This window comes from Pantoea sp. X-Soil-MYKO-1289, from assembly GCF_059730625.1.
Window position 1 is genome coordinate 1,666,091 of sequence record NZ_AP036004.1, and the last position, 13,751, is coordinate 1,679,841.

Here is a 13,751-nt window from a genome sequence, read left to right on the forward strand (position 1 = left end):
GGCTGGCGGGAGACGTTATTGCATCGCTAAACGCGGTTTTCGCGCAGCTGCGCCATAAAGTTCTGCACCCACTCCATGCGCAGCTTGCGCTCGGCCAAATCGCGCGTAAAGCGCAGTCGGGTCGGCCCATCCAGCTTCCACTGCTGCGGATCTTTCTGCAGCAGGCTAATCAGCCAGCCAGGGTCGACGCTGTTCTGCGGCGCAAAGTCGAAGAAGCCGCCTTTGTCGCTGACCTCGATCTTGCGAATGCCGAGACTGCGCGCCACCAGCCGCAGCGTGGCGATATCCAGCAGATTGCGCGCCGCGTCCGGCAGCACGCCGAAGCGGTCGATCATCTCTACTTTCAGCTCCTGCAGCTCCTCTTCGCTGTCGGCGCTGGCGATGCGCTTGTAGAGCGACAGTCGGGTATTGACGTCGGGGATAAACTCCTCCGGCAATAGCGCGGGCATGCGCAGCTCGATTTCGGTCTGATTGCTGGTGAGATCTTCCAGCGACGGCTCGCGCCCCGCCTTCAGCGCCTCGACCGCGTTCTCCAGCAGCTCCATATAGAGCGAGAAGCCCAGCGTCTCCATCTGCCCGCTCTGCTCTTCGCCCAGCAGCTCGCCTGCGCCGCGGATCTCCAGATCGTGCGTCGCCAGCGCAAAGCCCGCGCCCAGATCCTCCAGCGAGGCGATCGCCTCAAGACGCTTCTGCGCGTCGCTGGTCATCGCCTTGGGGTGCGGCGTCAGCAGCCAGGCGTAAGCCTGATGGTGCGAACGCCCGACGCGGCCGCGCAGCTGATGCAGCTGCGCCAGGCCGAAGTGATCGGCGCGCTCGATGATAATGGTGTTGGCGGTCGGGATATCGATGCCGGTCTCAATAATGGTGGTGCAGACCAGCACGTTGAAACGCTGATGATGGAAGTCGTTCATCACCCGCTCAAGATCGCGCTCGCGCATCTGGCCGTGGCCGATGGCGATACGCGCCTCCGGCACCAGTTCCGTCAGCCGCTGCGCCGCCTTTTCGATATTCTCGACGTCGTTGTAGAGGTAGTAGACCTGGCCGCCGCGCAGCACTTCGCGCAGGATCGCCTCGCGCACCACCAGCGCGTCATACTCGCGCACAAAGGTCTTCACCGCCAGGCGACGCGCCGGCGGCGTGGCGATAATCGACAGGTCGCGCATGCCGCTCATCGCCATATTCAGGGTGCGCGGGATCGGCGTCGCGGTGAGCGTCAGGATATCGACGTCGGCGCGCATCGCCTTGATGCGCTCTTTGTGGCGCACGCCGAAGCGGTGTTCTTCATCGACAATCAGCAGCCCTAAATCGTGCCACTTCAGATCGCTCATCAGCAGCTTGTGGGTGCCGATCAGGATATCGATCTTGCCCTCGCTCGCCGCCTGCAGCACCTGCGTCTGCTCTTTGGCGCTGCGGAAGCGCGACAGCATCTCGATGCGCACCGGCCAGTTGGCGAAGCGGTCGCGGAAGTTGTCGTAGTGCTGCTGCGCCAGCAGCGTGGTCGGCACCAGCACCGCCACCTGTTTATGGTTCTCTACTGCGAGGAAAGCGGCGCGCATCGCCACTTCGGTTTTGCCGAAGCCGACGTCGCCGCACACCAGACGATCCATCGCCAGCGGCTGGCACATGTCGCTCAGCACCGCGTTGATCGCCTGCGCCTGATCCGGCGTGGTTTCAAACGGGAAGCTCTCGCAGAAGAGCTGATACTGCTCGCGGTCGTGCTTAAAGGCGTAGCCCGCTTTCGCCGCGCGCTGGGCGTAGATATCCAGCAGCTCGGCGGCGACGTCGCGCACTTTTTCCGCCGCTTTCTGCCGCGCGCGCGTCCAGGCGTCGCTGCCCAGCTTGTGCAGCGGCGCATTTTCATCCGCGCCGCCGGCGTAGCGGCTAATCAGGTGCAGCGACGACACCGGCACATAGAGTTTGGCGTCGTTGGCGTAGGAGAGCATCAAATACTCCGCCATGATGCCGCCCGCTTCCAGCGTGGTCAGGCCGATATAGCGGCCGACGCCGTGCTCCAGATGCACCACCGGCTGACCGGGCGTCAGCTCGGCCAGGTTGCGGATCAGAATATCGGGATTGATAGTGCGGCGCGTATCCTGGCGGCGTCGGCTGACGCGCTCGCCCAGCAGATCGCTTTCGCAGATCAGGGCGCGGTCGCGCTGCGTATCGACAAAGCCGCGCTCGCTGGCGCCGATCATCAGGGTATAGCGCTCGCTGTTCGCCTCATCGAAGCGCCGCACCGTCTGCGGACGCAGCTTAATGCGCGCCAGTAGCTCCTGCAGGCTTTCGCGGCGGCCTTCGCTCTCAACCGAGAAGGTGACGTGGCCGCTGAAGCCGTCGAGGAACTGGCGCAGCGGATCGAGCGGCGCTTTGGCCTGCGCCTGCACGGCGATATCGGGCAGCGGCTGGTAGCCGAGATTGGTGTTGCCCGCTTTCTCCGGCAGCGCCTCGTTGGTCATCTGTATGCGCGGCCAGCGGTTCAGCTCGCCCAGCAGCGCATCCGGCCGCAGCCAGAGCGTGGTTGGCGTCAGCAGCGGCCGCATGGGATCGACGCGGCGGTTTTCATAGCGCGCCTCTACGTCCTGCCAGAAGCGCTCCGCGCTGCCGTTAAGATCGCCGCAGTTCACCACCAGCGTATTGTCGGGCAGATAGCTGAACAGCGTCGGCAGCGCCTGCTCGAAGAAGAGCGGCTGCCAGTATTCGATGCCGGCGGGCAGGGTGCCTTTGCTCACCTGCTGATAGATATGCTCCGGCTCGCGGCGCACGTCGAACAGCTCGCGCCAGCGGGTGCGGAACAGCTCGATCGCCGCTTTGTCGGTAGGGAACTCATGGGCCGGCAGCAGATTGATCGCCGGCACCGCCTCCAGCGTGCGCTGGCTGTCGACGTCGAACAGCCGCAGGCTGTCGATCTCGTCGTCGAAAAAGTCGATGCGGTAGGGCTGATCGCTGCCCATCGGAAAGAGATCGAGCAGCGCGCCGCGCGTGGCGTATTCGCCATGCTCCATGACCTGGTCGACGTGGCGATAGCCCGCCTGTTCCAGCTGATCGCGCAGGCGATCGCGCGACAGTTTCTGTCCCTGCTTCATCACCAGCGCGTGGCCGTGCAAAAAAGGATGCGGACAGACGCGCTGCATCAGGGTGTTCACCGGCATAATCAGCATGCCGCGCGTCATGGTCGGCAGCTGGTAAAGCGTCGACAGACGCGCCGAAATAATGTCCTGATGCGGCGAGAAGCTGTCATAGGGCAGCGTTTCCCAGTCGGCGAGATGGCTGACGGGCAGATCGGTGAACTGGCGGATTTCATCCAGCAGGCGCAGCGCGGTTTGCATATCGGGGGTGATCATCAGCACCGGACCGGCGTGGCGCTCGGTAATGCTGGCGCACTCCACCGCGTGCGCGGCGCCGATCAGCTGACCGAGCTGGCGACGATCGCCGGATTTTACGGGCAGGGCATAGCGGGTCTGTTCGGACATGGGATCTTGTGGTTCTCTCCATTTTTTCCAGGGCGTCATGATTCCACATTACGCCCTGGCGATCACCTGCTGCGACGGTTTTTCCTTTGCGCGGTGGCCGAGTTATTTAGCGGATGGTTGGGTGTAGTGCATGCGCGGACGATCGACGTTCGCCCAGCTCAACTCCATTTCCAGATGGTAGCTGTGGTTGCCGTCGTCCCACTTGACGTAGTAGCCGGTGGGCGCGTCTCCCTGTTCAAAAATGTTAACAATCTCGCCTTTTATCTCTCCCGATTTGTGTTTCACAATGCTGCCTTTGGGATATTTGAACATGGTGTTTCCTCCAGCGCCTCAGGAGCAGGTTGCTGACTCCATCTTATAGTGTAGCCTAACCCGATGGCAGGCGATTAAACGTACAGACGGGAGCGACGGGATTTCTTTTTGGCAAAAATCGGCCACACTTTGCCGCGTACTCAGAGGGTTAGAGGTTTCATAAACCGAACGCCTCCTTTATCATCACTGGTCTACTTTCAGGCAACTGCCAAGACGGAATACATGTATCAACCTGTCGCGCTATTTATCGGCCTGCGCTATATGCGCGGGCGAGCATCGGATCGCTTTGGTCGCTTCGTTTCCTGGCTCTCCACTATCGGCATCACGCTCGGCGTGCTGGCCCTGGTCACCGTGCTGTCGGTGATGAACGGCTTTGAACGCGAGCTGGAGGGCAATATTCTCGGCCTGATGCCGCAGGCGCTGGTCACCAGCGAGAAGGGCAGCATCAACCCGCAGCAGCAGCCCGCGGAGAGCCTTAAGCTGGCGGGCGTCAGCCGCATGGCGCCGCTCACCACCGCCGACGTGGTATTGCAGAGCGCGCATAACGTCTCGGTCGGCGTGATGCTCGGCATTCAACCCGATGAAAAAGATCCGCTCACGCCTTATCTGGTCAACACGCCGCAAAGCGTGCTGCAGTCGGGCCAGTACAACGTCATCCTCGGCGAACAGCTGGCGACGCAGCTTGGCGTCAAGCGCGGCGACGAGCTGCGCCTGATGGTGCCGTCGGTCAGCCAGTTTACTCCGATGGGCCGCGTGCCGAGCCAGCGTCTCTTCACCGTGGCGGGCACTTACGCCGCCAACAGCGAGGTGGATGGCTACCAGATTCTGGTCAACCAGCAGGACGCCTCGCGCCTGATGCGCTATCCGGTTGGCAACGTCACCGGCTGGCGTCTGTGGCTGGATAAACCGCTGGCGGTGGATGCGCTGAGCCAGCAGGCGCTGCCTGCCGGGCTGGTGTGGAAAGACTGGCGCGAGCGCAAAGGCGACCTGTTCCAGGCGGTGCGCATGGAGAAGAACATGATGGGGCTGCTGCTGAGCCTGATCGTCGCCGTCGCCGCTTTTAATATCATTACCTCGCTCGGCCTGCTGATCATGGAGAAGCAGGGCGAGGTGGCGATCCTGCAAACCCAGGGGCTGACGCGCCGGCAAATCGTCGCGGTCTTTATGGTGCAGGGCGCCAGCGCCGGGATTATCGGCGCGCTGCTCGGCACGCTGCTGGGCGTGCTGCTGGCCAGCCAGCTCAATAATCTGATGCCGGTTATCGGCCTGTTTTTAGATGGCGCGGCGCTGCCGGTCGACATCAATTTCTGGCAGGTGGTGACCATCGCCGTCACGGCGATGGCCGTCGCGCTGCTGTCGACGCTCTATCCCTCCTGGCGCGCCGCCGCCGTTCAACCCGCTGAGGCTTTACGTTATGAGTAACACCCCTTTGTTGCAGTGCCGCGAGCTGTGCAAACGCTATCAGGAAGGCAGCGTGCAGACTGACGTGCTGCGCAACGTCACCTTTAGCCTGCAGCCCGGCGAGCTGGTGGCGATTGTCGGCAGCTCCGGCTCCGGCAAAAGTACGCTGCTGCATCTGCTGGGCGGCCTGGACGCGCCGACCTCTGGCGATGTGGTGTTTGACGGCCAGTCGCTGAACGCTATGTCCTCTTCCGCTAAAGCGTCGCTGCGCAACCGCGAGCTGGGCTTTATCTACCAGTTCCATCATCTGCTGCCCGACTTCAACGCGCTGGAAAACGTGGCGATGCCGCTGCTGATCGGCAAAACCGGCAAGGCGGAGGCGCAGCAGCGCGCCCGCGAAATGCTGGCGGCGGTAGGGCTGGAGAAACGCGCGCATCACCGTCCGTCGGAGCTGTCGGGCGGCGAGCGCCAGCGCGTTTCTATCGCCCGCGCGCTGGTGAACCGCCCGCGTCTGGTGATGGCGGATGAGCCGACCGGCAACCTCGACGCGCGCAACGCCGACGCCATTTTTGAGCTGCTGGGCGAGCTGAATGTCCGTCAGGGCACCGCCTTTCTGGTGGTGACGCACGATCTGCATCTGGCGAAGCGCCTGTCGCGTCAGATGGAGATGCGCGACGGCCAGTTAAGCGAGCAGGTGACCTTAGCAGGAGCGCTCTGATGGGTTCGTCGTTATCCCTGTTGTTAGGGCTGCGCTTCAGCCGCGGCCGCCGCGGCGGCGGCATGGTGTCGCTGATTTCGATTATTTCGACTCTCGGCATCGCGCTGGGCGTGGCGGTGCTGATCATCGGCCTGAGCGCCATGAACGGCTTCGAGCGCGAGCTGAACAACCGCATTCTGGCGGTGGTGCCGCACGGCGAGATCGAGGCGGTGAATCAGCCGTTCCGCAACTGGCAGTCGCTGATTGCGCCCGTAGAGCAGGTGCCCGGCATCGCCGCCGCCGCGCCCTATGTTAATTTCACCGGGCTGATCGAGAGCGGCGCAAAGCTGCAGGCGCTGCAGGTGAAAGGGGTCGATCCGGCGCAGGAGCCGCGTCTTAGCGCGCTGCCGCAGTTCGTTGAAGGCGACGGCTGGAAAACCTTCGCCGCCGGCAAGCAGCAGATTATTTTAGGCGGCGGCATCGCCCGCACGCTGAACGTCACGCAGGGCAGCTGGATTACCATCCTGATCCCCAACAACGACGGCGGCACAAAGCTGCTGCAGCCGAAGCGCATTCGCCTGCAGGTGAGCGGTATTTTGCAGCTGAGCGGTATGCTGGACCATAGCCTGGCGCTGGTGCCGCTGGCGGACGCGCAGAGCTATCTCGATATGGGTGACAGTGTCACGGGCATCGCCCTGAAGATGAACGACCCTTTTCAGGCGGTGAAGCTGGTGCGCGACGCGGGCGAAGCGACGCACGGCTACGTCTATATTCGCAGCTGGATTGGCACCTTCGGCTATATGTACCGCGATATTCAGATGATCCGCGCCATTATGTATCTGGCGATGGTGCTGGTGATTGGCGTAGCCTGTTTTAATATCGTTTCAACGCTGGTCATGGCGGTGAAGGACAAGAGCAGCGACATTGCGGTGCTGCGCACCCTGGGCGCAAAAGATGGGCTGATCCGCGCCATCTTCATCTGGTACGGCCTGCTGGCTGGGCTGCTCGGCAGCGTCAGCGGCGTGGTCATCGGCGTGCTGGTGGCGCTCAATCTCACCACCCTGGTGCGCGGGCTGGAATCGCTGACCGGCCATCATTTGCTGGCGGGCGATATCTACTTTATCGATTTTCTGCCCTCGGAGCTGCACTGGCTCGACGTCGGCTCCGTGCTGCTGACGGCCATCGTGCTGAGCCTGCTGGCGAGCTGGTATCCGGCGCGGCGCGCCAGCCGCATCGATCCGGCGCGCGTGCTGAGCGGGCAGTAACCCGGCGAAAACGGCGGCATCGCGCTGTCATACGCGGCCGCTACACTTGAGAGTTCTGGCGGCGACCCGACGTCGCCTATAAGGAGTTTTTATGCGCACACCGCGTCGACGCTTGCGCCTCGCCCGCTATAAGAAGACCCGCCGCAAGGTGCACCAGCGTTTTCGCCAGCGTATTTTCGAGCGCGATCGCCAGGCGGAGCTGGCCTCCCATCCGCAGCCGTTCGTGGTGGTGTTGACCGGTGCGGGCATTTCGGCCGAGTCGGGCATCCAGACGTTTCGCGCCGCCGACGGCCTGTGGGAAGAGCATCGCGTAGAGGATGTGGCGACGCCGGAAGGCTATCGTCGCGATCCCGAGCTGGTGCAGCGTTTTTACAACGCGCGCCGTCGCGCGCTGCAGTCCAGCGAGATCCAGCCCAACGCCGCGCACAAGGCGCTGGCCGAGCTGGAGCAGGTGCTGGGCGATAACTTTCTGCTGGTGACGCAGAATATCGACAATCTGCACGAGCGCGCGGGCAACAGCCGCGTGCTGCATATGCACGGCGAGCTGCTGAAGGCGCGCTGCACCAGCAGCGGACAGGTGATTGAGTGGAGCGGCGATCTCACCACCGACGATCGCTGCACCTGCTGCCAGTTTCCTGCGCCGCTGCGCCCGCACGTGGTGTGGTTTGGCGAGATGCCCATCGGCATGGAGGAGATTTACCATGCGCTGGAGCAGGCGGATCTTTTTATCGCTATCGGCACCTCCGGGCATGTCTATCCGGCGGCGGGCTTCGTGCATGAAGCCAAACTGCAGGGCGCGCATACCGTGGAGCTGAATCTGGAGCCGAGCCAGGTGGGCAATGAGTTCGCCGAGCGTCACTACGGGCTGGCGAGCCAGGAAGTGCCGCAGTTTGTGGATGGTTTTTTGCGCAGTTTGTATAAGTAAGAGCTTTTTAGGCAGGCCGCACAAATGTTAGCAAGCGGGTAGCATGGTCCGAAGAGCAAAGCGTCCCGCGACAAGGATGTCGCGGGCCGAGCGCGCAGGGATGCCTTGAGCGACTTTGCGATCGGACCATGCTACCCGCGTTGGCACCTGTTCAACAAAAAGGCGGCTTTGCCGCCTTTTTATTACCGACCCGCCTTTAGCTTCTGGAACAGCGTCTCATACTGCACGCTGGCGTCACCGACGTCGTTCTGCCATTCGCCATTCTTAATCACCTCGGCGGAAGGGTAGAGCGACGGATCGTTCGCCACCGCTTTCGGCAGCAGCGCCCTGGCGGCGAGATTCGGCGTCGGGTAGCCGATGGTTTCCGCCACTTTCGCCGCCACGTCGGGACGCAGCAGGAAGTTAATCAGCTTCAGTGCGCCCGCCTTGTTTTTGGCGTTGGCCGGGATTGCCAGATTATCCATCCAGAAAATCCCGCCCTCTTTCGGCCAGACCACCTCCAGCGGCGTGCCCGCCTGACGCGCCACGTAGGCGGAACCGTTCCAGATCATGCCGAGATTCACTTCCCCTTCCATATAGGGGTTGCCGGGATTGTCGGAGTTAAAGGCGAGCACGTTCGGCATCAGCTTCTTCAGCTCTTCATAGGCGGCGTTGATCTCTTTGGGATCGCGGGTATTACCGGAGAGACCCAGCTTGCGCAGCGCCATCTGGAACACCTCGCGCGCGTCGTCGGTCAGCAGCAGGCTCTGCTTATACTCCGGCTTCCACAGATCGGCCCAGCTCTGCACCGACTTCGGGTCCACCGCGTCGGTATTGACGCCGATCGCCGTCGCGCCCCAGATATAGGGGATCGAATAGTCGTTACTGGGATCGAATGGTTTATTCAGCAGATTGGGGTCGAGGTTATTGAAGTTGCTGAGCTGCGTTTTGTCAATCTTCTGCAGCATCCCCTCGTTGCGCATCTTCGCCACGAAATAGGTCGAGGGCACCACCAGATCGTATGCGCCATTTTTCCAGGTCTTCAGCCTGGCGTACATGCTCTCGTTGGACTCGTAGGTGGAGTAAATCACCTTGATGCCGGTCTCTTTGGTGAACTGCTCCAGCAGTCCCGGCGGCACATATTCGGTCCAGTTATAGAAGTAGAGCGTGTTGCCGTCGTCAGCCTGCGCGCTCTGCATGCCCAGCGCCAGCGCCCCAGCCGCCAGCCAGTGAGACCATCTCTTCATCATCAATCCTCTATTTGGTTTTATCACGGAGCAACAGCTGGCTGACGCCGACCAGCAGCAGCGACAGCAGCAGCAAAATGGTCGCCAGCGCGTTCACCTCCGGCGAGACGCCGACTTTTACCATCGAATAGATCTTCAGCGGCAGGATCTCAAAGGTCGGCCCGGTCACAAACGAGGAGACCACCACGTCGTCCATCGACAGGGTAAAGCTCAGCAGCCAGCCCGCCGCCACCGCCGGCATCGCCAGCGGCAGAATAATTTTACGTAAAATCGTGGTTTCGCTGGCGCCCAGATCCTTCGCCGCCTCCAGCATGCGCACGTCGAAGCCCTTCAGACGCGAATAAACGGTAATCACCACAAAAGGCAAACAGAAGGTGATGTGCGAAAAGAGCAGCGACCAGAAGCCGAGCGAAATGCCGAGCAGCATAAACAGCACCAGCAGAGAGATCGCCATCACGATATCGGGCGACATCATCACCACAAACAGCATGCCGCTGACGAAAGGCTTGCCGCGAAAGCGGTAGCGGTAGAGCGCCACGGCGGTGAGCGAGCCAATCAGCGTCGCGCAGCTGGCGGAGAGCACGCCCATCAGCAGCGAATGCTGCGCCGCCTGGATCAGGCTGTCGTTATTCACCAGCAGGCTGTACCACTGGGTGCTGAAGCCCTGCCAGTTGATGCCGAAGCGCGAGGCGTTGAACGAGTTAACGATCAGAATGGCGATAGGGATATAAAACCAGGCGTAAATCGCGGCCATAAAGCCGCCACGTAGCAGGCGCGCGATCATTCCAGCTCCACCTTTTTATTCAGCAGGCGCGCGGCGCGCCAGTAAAACAGCAGCATCAGCCCCATCAGCAGCGTCATCACGATGCTGGTCGCCGCGCCGAACGGCCAGTCGCGGATGTTGAGGAACTGGCTCTTGATGACGTTGCCGATCAGCAGGTTCTTCGCGCCGCCCATCAGGTCCGCCACATAGAACAGCCCCATCGCCGGGATCAGCACCAGCAAACAGCCTGCGACGATGCCCGGCATGGTCAGCGGCAGAATAATGCGGAAAAAAGTCTGCGTTTTGCTGGCGCCAAGGTCGCGCGCCGCTTCCAGGCAGGGGCGGTCCAGCTTTTCCAGGCTGGAGTAGAGCGGCAGCACCATAAAAGGCAGCAGAATGTAGATCAGGCCGAGAACCACCGCCTGCGGCGTATACATGATGCGAAACGGCGTCTCGATAACGCCGAGCCACAGCAGAAAGTCGTTCAGCCAGCCGCGCGTGCTGAGAAAAATTTTCAGCCCGTAAATGCGGATCAGGGAGTTGGTCCAGAAAGGGACAATCAGTAGAAACAGCATCAGCGGCCGCAGGCGCGCCGGCAGCTTCGTCAGGCACCAGGCGAAGGGATAGCCCAGCAGCAGGCAGCCGAGCGTGGCGATAACCGCCATATTGAGCGAGTGCAGCAGCACCTCGGCGTAGAGCGGATCGAGCAGCCGCGTATAGTTGCTGAGGGTGAACGCCATACGCACGAAATGCGCGTCGTCGCGCGTCAGAAAGCTGGTGACGAAAATCATCAGGTTCGGCAGCAGCACGAAGAGCGCCAGCCAGCCGACGATCAGCGCCGTGACGCTTTTCTGGAAACGATTACGCATCAGCTTCATAGGGCAGCACCACCTCCCAGCTGGGAACCCAGTTCACCGCCATCTTTTGATTAAGGGAGTGATCGAAGTCGGGATCGTCCTCGTTGAAGAATTCGCTGACCGTCACCAGCTTGCCGTTTTCCAGCTCAACGGTCGATTCCAGCGTCATGCCTTTGTAGTTGCGCTCGCGCACGTAGCCGATCAGGCCTTCCACCGCCTGCTCGCTGTGCACCTCGTCGACGCGCAGATCTTCCGGACGCAGCAGCACATGCAGGCGGTCGCCGACGCTGACCGGGAAGGCACAGTGAATATCGCATTCGCGGCCCTCTACGCGGGCGCGCACGCGCGGCGCGTCGCTGGCGTCGAGGACGTCGGCGTCAAACACGTTGATTTCGCCGATAAAGCGCGCCACGAACAGATTCTTCGGCTCTTCGTAGATTTCGCGCGGCGTGCCGTCCTGCTCGATCTTGCCGTCGCGCATCACCACGATGCGGTCAGACATGGTGAGCGCCTCTTCCTGATCGTGCGTCACGAACACAAAGGTGATGCCGAGCTTGCGCTGCAGCGCCTTCAGCTCGTTCTGCATCTGCTTGCGCAGCTTGTAGTCGAGCGCCGAGAGCGACTCGTCGAGCAGCAGCACTTTGGGCCGGTTCACCACCGCGCGCGCGATGGCGACGCGCTGCTGCTGACCGCCGGAAAGCTGATGCGGGCGGCGATCGGCGAAGCTCTCCAGCTGCACCATCGCCAGCGCCTCGCTGACGCGCGCGGCGATCTCCGCATTCGGGGTTTTCTGCATGCGCAGGCCGAAGGCGACGTTTTCAAAGACCGACATGTGCGGGAAGAGCGCGTAGCTCTGAAAGACGGTGTTGACGTGGCGATGCTCGGCGGGCGTATCGGTGATGTCGCTGTCATCCAGCATTACGCGGCCGCTGTCGACCTCTTCCAGCCCGGCGATCAGCCGCAGAATGGTGGTTTTGCCGCAGCCCGACGGACCGAGCAGGGTGATAAATTCGCCATGGTCGATGGTCAGGTTGAAGTCGCTGATAATCGACTTGCCGTCAAAAGCTTTACTGATGCCAGAAAGCGTAACCAGCGCCTGCTGCGCGCGTGTTTGCGTCATTTTAGTCACTCAGTCGGTAATAGGGTCGAACAGGTTACAGCATAGCCGTTTACGTCGGCCAGCCAGCGAGAGGGCGCGATGATACCTGAAAAACCGGCCAATGCCATGTTTTGGCGGTGAAAAGAGGCGATTAGGCCGTTATCCGCTACCTTGACCACAGATGTTAACAACTCTGTTAAAAGTTCCTTCTGCAAACGCGCGGCGCAGGTTAACCTGTCAGATAATGATATGACGCAACATGCGTCGGACGCGACTGTTGATAATGATAGTCGGCTTCTTTTGAAGGATGGCATATGGATCAGTTACTTGAACGGTTTTTAAGTTACGTGGCGGTAGAGACGCAGGCAAAACCGCAGGCGCGTCAGGTGCCCAGCAGCGAAGGGCAGTGGACGCTGGCGCGCAAGCTGCAGGAAGAGCTGATTGCGCTCGGATTTATCGATGTCTCACTCAGCGATCACTGCTGCGTAATGGGCACGCTGCCCGCCAACGTAGACTGGCCGACGCCGGTGATCGGCTTTATCTCGCATATGGATACGTCGCCCGATTTCACCGCGAAGAATGTGAACCCGCAGATTATCGAGAACTATCGCGGCGGCGATATTGCGCTCGGCATGGGCGAAGAGGTGCTGTCGCCGGTGATGTTCCCGATCCTGCATAAGCTGATCGGCCATACCCTGATTACCACCGACGGCAAGACGCTGCTCGGCGCCGACGATAAGGCGGGCATCGCCGAGATCATGACGGCGATGGCGCGCCTCGCCAACAGCGATATTCCGCACGGCGCCATTCGCGTCGCCTTTACCCCGGATGAAGAGATTGGCCGCGGCACCTCGCACTTCGACGTCGAGGGTTTCGCCGCCGACTGGGCCTACACTATCGACGGCAGCGATCTCGGCGAGTTCGAATATGAGAACTTCAATGCGGCGTCAGCGGTGGTGAAGATTGTCGGCAATAACGTGCACCCCGGCTCGGCAAAAGGCGTGATGGTGAACGCGCTCGACGTGGCGACGGCGTTTCATGCCGAAGTGCCGGCGAAAGAGCGTCCGCAGTTTACCGACGGCTACGAGGGCTTTTACCATCTGCATCAGATCAAGGGCACGGTAGAGCACGCCGAGCTGCAATACATTATTCGCGATTTCGATACCAACGCGTTCGAGCAGCGTAAGCAGGTGCTGACGGCGATTGCCGAGCGCATTAACGCCGGGCTGCATAAAGACTGTTCCGTGACGGTGGAGATCAGCAATAGCTATCGCAATATGCGCGAGAAGGTGGAACCGCATCCGCATATTATCGAGCTGGCGCTGCAGGCGATGCGCGACTGCGGCATCGAGCCGAAGGTGAAGCCGATCCGCGGCGGCACCGACGGTTCCGCGCTGTCGTGGAAAGGACTGCCGTGCCCGAATATCTTCACCGGCGGCTATAACTATCACGGCAAGCACGAGTTCGCCTCGCTCAATATTATGGCGCAGTCGGTGGATGTGATTGTACGGCTGGCGGAGCTGGCGGCGCAGAAAAAGGGGTAAAAAACGTCTCCGTCAGTAGGCGCAGCGCTTACGCGGGTGGCGTAGAGCGATCGCAAAGTCGCTAAACGCATCCCTGCTCGCTCGGCCCGCGTAGCTACGCACCTCATCCCTGAGGTGCGCCCGTTACCGGGCCAACGCGCTGCGTTGTTTAAAAACGCTCCCGGCGTTTTTATCCCTGGCGCGGGACGCTTT

General features: G+C 61.4%; 11 protein-coding genes. 5 read left to right on the forward strand and 6 right to left on the reverse strand.

The genetic code is table 11. The features are described 5' to 3' along the window. Nucleotides 1-26: 26 nt before the first annotated feature. Together mfd and AC6I7Z_RS07955 are read right to left on the reverse strand one after the other, a co-directional pair. Nucleotides 27-3,470, reverse strand: a complete 3,444-nt coding sequence (gene mfd, locus AC6I7Z_RS07950) for a transcription-repair coupling factor (RefSeq protein ID WP_497813775.1) — start codon at nt 3,468-3,470, stop codon at nt 27-29. Nucleotides 3,471-3,572: 102 nt separating this feature from the next. Then, nucleotides 3,573-3,782, reverse strand: a complete 210-nt coding sequence (locus AC6I7Z_RS07955) for a hypothetical protein (protein ID WP_497813776.1) — start codon at nt 3,780-3,782, stop codon at nt 3,573-3,575. 222 nt (nt 3,783-4,004) lie between these two features. Here AC6I7Z_RS07955 and lolC point away from each other — a divergent pair, with 222 nt between their 5' ends. The 4 genes from lolC to cobB all read left to right on the forward strand — a co-directional run bounded on the left by lolC (nt 4,005) and on the right by cobB (nt 8,070). Then, complete coding sequence (gene lolC, locus AC6I7Z_RS07960; RefSeq protein ID WP_497813777.1) at nt 4,005-5,204, forward strand: lipoprotein-releasing ABC transporter permease subunit LolC; 1,200 nt, start codon at nt 4,005-4,007, stop codon at nt 5,202-5,204. Continuing rightward, nucleotides 5,197-5,901 (forward strand): lipoprotein-releasing ABC transporter ATP-binding protein LolD, encoded by a 705-nt coding sequence (gene lolD, locus AC6I7Z_RS07965; RefSeq protein ID WP_103795494.1) that lies wholly within the window; start codon nt 5,197-5,199, stop codon nt 5,899-5,901. Before lolC ends, lolD begins: the two co-directional genes overlap by 8 nt. Next, a complete protein-coding gene (gene lolE / locus AC6I7Z_RS07970; protein ID WP_497813778.1) occupies nt 5,901-7,145 on the forward strand; it encodes a lipoprotein-releasing ABC transporter permease subunit LolE in 1,245 nt (414 codons plus the stop codon). Before lolD ends, lolE begins: the two co-directional genes overlap by 1 nt. 91 nt (nt 7,146-7,236) lie before the next feature. Beyond that, complete coding sequence (cobB, locus tag AC6I7Z_RS07975; RefSeq protein WP_497813779.1) at nt 7,237-8,070, forward strand: Sir2 family NAD+-dependent deacetylase; 834 nt, start codon at nt 7,237-7,239, stop codon at nt 8,068-8,070. A 182-nt stretch (nt 8,071-8,252) separates the two neighbouring features. On the opposite strand, the gene potD is transcribed toward cobB, so the two are convergent. From potD to potA, 4 genes are read right to left on the reverse strand one after another with little or no spacing between them, the layout of a single operon-like run. Continuing rightward, the gene (gene potD, locus AC6I7Z_RS07980) at nt 8,253-9,296 is read right to left on the reverse strand and encodes a spermidine/putrescine ABC transporter substrate-binding protein PotD (protein ID WP_497813780.1); all 1,044 of its coding nucleotides are present in this window, start codon (nt 9,294-9,296) and stop codon (nt 8,253-8,255) included. Nucleotides 9,297-9,306: 10 nt separating this feature from the next. Next, a complete protein-coding gene (potC, locus tag AC6I7Z_RS07985) occupies nt 9,307-10,080 on the reverse strand; it encodes a spermidine/putrescine ABC transporter permease PotC (RefSeq protein ID WP_497813781.1) in 774 nt (257 codons plus the stop codon). Further along, complete coding sequence (potB, locus tag AC6I7Z_RS07990) at nt 10,077-10,937, reverse strand: spermidine/putrescine ABC transporter permease PotB (protein WP_497813782.1); 861 nt, start codon at nt 10,935-10,937, stop codon at nt 10,077-10,079. Before potB ends, potC begins: the two co-directional genes overlap by 4 nt. Continuing rightward, nucleotides 10,921-12,036 carry a spermidine/putrescine ABC transporter ATP-binding protein PotA gene (gene potA, locus AC6I7Z_RS07995; RefSeq protein WP_497813783.1) on the reverse strand — a complete coding sequence of 372 codons (1,116 nt, stop codon included), beginning with the start codon at nt 12,034-12,036 and terminating at the stop codon, nt 10,921-10,923. The genes potB and potA overlap by 17 nt, the downstream gene beginning before the upstream one ends. Nucleotides 12,037-12,329: 293 nt before the next feature. On the opposite strand from potA, the gene pepT reads away from it, so the two are divergent. Continuing rightward, on the forward strand, nt 12,330-13,559 hold the full coding sequence (gene pepT, locus AC6I7Z_RS08000) for a peptidase T (protein ID WP_497813784.1): 1,230 nt from the start codon (nt 12,330-12,332) through the stop codon (nt 13,557-13,559). Nucleotides 13,560-13,751: the final 192 nt, after the last annotated feature.

Coding starts and splice junctions, on each gene's coding strand:
- AC6I7Z_RS07955 (WP_497813776.1), bottom strand. CDS start 3,782: ATGTTCAAATATCCCAAAGGCAGCATTGTGAAACACAAATCGGGAGAG.
- lolE (WP_497813778.1), top strand. CDS start 5,901: ATGGGTTCGTCGTTATCCCTGTTGTTAGGGCTGCGCTTCAGCCGCGGC.
- potB (WP_497813782.1), bottom strand. CDS start 10,937: ATGAAGCTGATGCGTAATCGTTTCCAGAAAAGCGTCACGGCGCTGATC.
- mfd (WP_497813775.1), bottom strand. CDS start 3,470: ATGTCCGAACAGACCCGCTATGCCCTGCCCGTAAAATCCGGCGATCGT.
- lolC (WP_497813777.1), top strand. CDS start 4,005: ATGTATCAACCTGTCGCGCTATTTATCGGCCTGCGCTATATGCGCGGG.
- lolD (WP_103795494.1), top strand. CDS start 5,197: ATGAGTAACACCCCTTTGTTGCAGTGCCGCGAGCTGTGCAAACGCTAT.
- potA (WP_497813783.1), bottom strand. CDS start 12,036: ATGACGCAAACACGCGCGCAGCAGGCGCTGGTTACGCTTTCTGGCATC.
- pepT (WP_497813784.1), top strand. CDS start 12,330: ATGGATCAGTTACTTGAACGGTTTTTAAGTTACGTGGCGGTAGAGACG.
- cobB (WP_497813779.1), top strand. CDS start 7,237: ATGCGCACACCGCGTCGACGCTTGCGCCTCGCCCGCTATAAGAAGACC.
- potC (WP_497813781.1), bottom strand. CDS start 10,080: ATGATCGCGCGCCTGCTACGTGGCGGCTTTATGGCCGCGATTTACGCC.
- potD (WP_497813780.1), bottom strand. CDS start 9,296: ATGAAGAGATGGTCTCACTGGCTGGCGGCTGGGGCGCTGGCGCTGGGC.